3 protein-coding genes and 1 pseudogene are annotated in these 3,595 nt (G+C 54.3%); all 4 read right to left on the bottom strand.

The features are described from left to right. On the bottom strand, positions 1-964 hold a 964-nt coding region (locus tag Q1B15_RS14110; protein ID WP_299754621.1), incomplete at its 3' end, for an ABC transporter permease. Then, the gene (locus Q1B15_RS14105) at positions 961-2,001 is read right to left on the bottom strand and encodes an ABC transporter permease (RefSeq protein ID WP_299754619.1); all 1,041 of its coding nucleotides are present in this window, start codon (positions 1,999-2,001) and stop codon (positions 961-963) included. The genes Q1B15_RS14105 and Q1B15_RS14110, both read right to left, overlap by 4 nt. A gap of 69 nt (positions 2,002-2,070) precedes the next feature. After that, a complete protein-coding gene (locus Q1B15_RS14100) occupies positions 2,071-3,087 on the bottom strand; it encodes a sugar ABC transporter substrate-binding protein (RefSeq protein WP_299754617.1) in 1,017 nt (338 codons plus the stop codon). Between the two features lie 268 nt (positions 3,088-3,355). After that, positions 3,356-3,595: pseudogene (locus Q1B15_RS14095) on the bottom strand (hypothetical protein); the annotation flags it as partial.

The following is a 3,595-nucleotide window of genomic DNA, read 5'->3' as shown; positions in this document are numbered from 1 at the left end:
TTACCCCCGCAGCGATTTTGCGCTGCGCGCGGACTTCTCGATATCGGTTTATGCCGACCGCCCACAGGATCAGACCACCAAGCACGACCTGCACCAGAAACGGGTCGATGCTGAACAGGACAAGCACCTGAGTGATGATCGCAACGATGGCGACGCCCAGAAACGTACCCGCAACACTGACATGGCCACCGGTCAGGATTGCTCCGCCGATCACGGGGGCGGCAAAGGACAGGATCAGCCAGTCATCGCCAATGGTCGGCTGTCCGATTTGCAACCGACCAACCAACATGATCCCAGCTAAGGCCGCCAACAGACCGGAAATCGCATGGGCAACGATCACAATCCGAGGCACCGAGATCCCCGACAAAGCAGCGGCATGTTCATTGCCGCCGACAGCCAAGATCGCGCGCCCTAGTGGCAACCTGAACAGCAGATACCAAAGCAAAACCGCAGCCGCGACAGCAGGCAGAACAAGCCACGGCAGCGGGTGCAGGAACGTGTCGTTGCCCAGCGATTTAACCGTGTCAGGGATGTCGTAAAATGGCTGCGCCTCGGTGATCCCAAGGTTGATGCCCTTAAAGATGGACAGGCTGGCGAGAGTAATCACAAAAGCCGAAATCCCAGTGTAAGCGCACAATGCCCCATTGGCGATCCCGGCCAGCAGACCAATGCTGAGCGAGAGCACTGCTGCGATCGGCCAAGGGATGCCCCAAACCTCCATCATGCCGCCGAACGAAATCGCGGCCATCCCGCCGATGGCACCCACCGACAGGTTCATCTGACCGATGGCAATGATGATCATCTGGCTAAAGGCAATCATCGCGTTGACCGAGATCGCCAGCAACAAAATTTGAATATTAAAGGGCGACAGGAAAGACGGGTTCAATGAACTGACGATGACAATCGCCGTGACAGTGATCAGCAGCGGCCCGAACCATTCCGATTGCCAGAATTTCTGGTTCACAGCAATTTCCTCCGCTCAAGATAGGATCGCCGAGCAAGGTCAATCAGCACGGCGGCCAGCAGCAAGAGGCCAAGATAGGTTTGTATCCAGAATGCCCCGACCTGCATCAGCAACAGCCCCGTGGTGAGCATCGTCACCAAAAACGATCCCAGCAGCGTACCCAGCACCGATAACCGCCCGCCCGTTAACAATGTACCACCAAGCACGGGCCCGAGAAACGCGGGCAACAGCCAGTCTTGGCCCAATTGCCCCGCCATCGACGGGATGGCGGCCCCCGTGCGAGACACCAGCATCAACCCGGCAACCCCGGCCAATATGCCTGACAACATGTGGCAATAGGTGATCATGCGGTTCACTCGGATGCCCGAAATCTCTGCCGCTCGCGCGTTCGCGCCAGCGACAAGCATCTCTCGGCCCAACGCAGTGAAACGGAACAGGACCGACAACATGATGGCAACCGCAAAAGTAACCAATAACAACGGCGAGATAACGCCTAGAATCTTCATCCGCCCGTAACTGGTGAATGCCGGAGAAATCTCTCGATAGGATTCGGCTCGAGTGAGATAGATCATCACGCCGAAAAAGATACTCATCGTGGCAAGCGTAATGATAAATGAATGTAGGCCCGAGCGCACTATGATCACCCCGTTCAGCGCACCCAAAGCAGCACCCATTGCCAATCCGCCTATCACGCCAGGTACCCAAGGCATCCCAAAGGCCTGCATCAACCATCCGCCGAACATCGCCGCACCAACGCCGATCGCGCCAACGGACAGATTTAGCCCACCCGTGATGATGACCACCATCATCGAAAAGCCGATCATGATGTTAACAGCACTCGTGCGGCCAAGCGCATAGAGGCTAAATTTCGAAAGAAAGGCGGGTGACAGGGTTGAAAAAAGGATGCCAAATAATAGCACCAAAACGATCAACCCAAATTCATTGCTAAGCAAAAATCGAAGTGGTCCGCCCATCGCGCTTGGTCTGGTTTGACTGTCGTCACCCTCCGGAGCGCGGTCTTGAGAAGTATCACTCATCGTGCCAGTTACATCTCGATCAATGGAATTGGGTGGCGAGGCCCCGAAGGGCCCCGCCGAATTGATGCATCAGCAGTCAAGATAAGTCGACTCAAACTCGTCGAAGAGCACTTTGGTGATCGACTGCATTGAACCTACATAGTTGTCGACGTCGTTGGCACCGGCAAAAACAGTTCCACTGTCAATGAACTTATCGGTCAGCGCATTCGACTTAAATGGAGCATCGGCTTTGACTGTGCAGCCAGAGCGAAGCCTGTCAGCCACGAAAGACCCTATATAGCCTTGGCCATAGGGGTTTTGCAGCATTGTGCCGTGGACAAATCCATCTTTAATCGCCTGGATAACCACTTCATCATGGTCAATGCCAACCATAACGATGCGCTTGTCACCGATTTTACGCAGTGCATTCGAGGCTACAACAGCAGGAACCCAGGCGGTCGTGACGATTCCGTCCACTTCATCTACGTGGGCCGCAAGATAAGCGTTGATTTTCTCTTCGGCGGGTTCTGGTGCATCGATATCAGCGATCACCTGAATGACTTCCGCACCGCCCTCAGCTGCGGCCTTAGCGACAGCATCGATGCGGAGTTGTGTATTTGGATCAACCAGAAATCCTGTAAAGTGAACAATCTTAGCGCCGTCGCCCAACTGCTTGAGCAATTCCTTGGTGCCCAAATACGCGGAATTCCCGGTATCCGTACCCATACAGAAAACGGCCTCAGACGGATCTTTCAGGCAACCGGCAAGTGCCATAACAGGCGCTCCCGTTTCTGCCAGTTCATTTGCAATGGCGACGGTTCCGACGGGATCACCTGGGAATACCAGAAAGGCGTTATAGCCTTGGGTTACCAGCGATTCTAACATCTGGTTCTGAAGGCCCAATTCCCATTTTTGTGGAACCCGATAATCTGCTGAACCCAAACCAAAGTCTTTGGCGGCATCCGCCCCGGCCTGCTCCCAAGCAGCGAAATAGGGGTGTGGTCCACCGGGGACCAAAGCAACCCTTGTCGATTCATCAGCCAGCGTGGCGCTTGGCAGAAGTGCAAGAGAAAGTCCTGCGGCGAGAACGCGTTGTGCGGTATTCATGTTTTCCTCCAAATTTTGATTTGTGGTTCGCTACGGTGACTTATTGTCAAACTCTAATTATAAGCCGACGATACACTACCATGGTAGTGTGTCAAAGCAATTCTCCCTAGAGTGCTCTCTGGCTATCAAGCACTTCCTTAACCCCAATGTGGGCATTGTCAGATTAAACGCTGATGTGCGCCTTGCCTCTCAAAATCCAAATTAGGATTAGGCAAGGTGCTGCCAGACGAATGCGAACTCGTCTCTGCAAGGATAATGAATCTGCCCTTTATGCCGCGCCAAGTTGGCTCCACTCAGCAAGAGCGGCGCTGCGGTTGAGCTTGAAGTTGTCGCGTGAGTAAAGGTGACGTTCCTGGTTGAAATGATTGCAAACGGAGGCGTGAACGGAGACGAGCTTCTGCAAGCTCCGCATTCGGCGAAAGCGCAACATCGCCCGTTCTCGTCGTCGAAACGGCCCCTTTTCATGGTTTGCAAGCAAACCACTGTCAGGCAGCGGGTGTGAATTCTC

This window comes from uncultured Boseongicola sp., assembly GCF_937988555.1.
In the GTDB taxonomy this organism is placed as follows: Bacteria; Pseudomonadota; Alphaproteobacteria; order Rhodobacterales; family Rhodobacteraceae; genus Boseongicola.
The sequence above is the reverse complement of the archived record's forward strand: the minus strand, read 5'-3'. Positions and strand labels throughout refer to the sequence as shown.

Excerpts from the sequence above, each read along its gene's own strand:
- Q1B15_RS14100 (WP_299754617.1), bottom strand. The coding sequence starts at position 3,087 with ATGAATACCGCACAACGCGTTCTCGCCGCAGGACTTTCTCTTGCACTT.
- Q1B15_RS14105 (WP_299754619.1), bottom strand. The coding sequence starts at position 2,001 with ATGAGTGATACTTCTCAAGACCGCGCTCCGGAGGGTGACGACAGTCAA.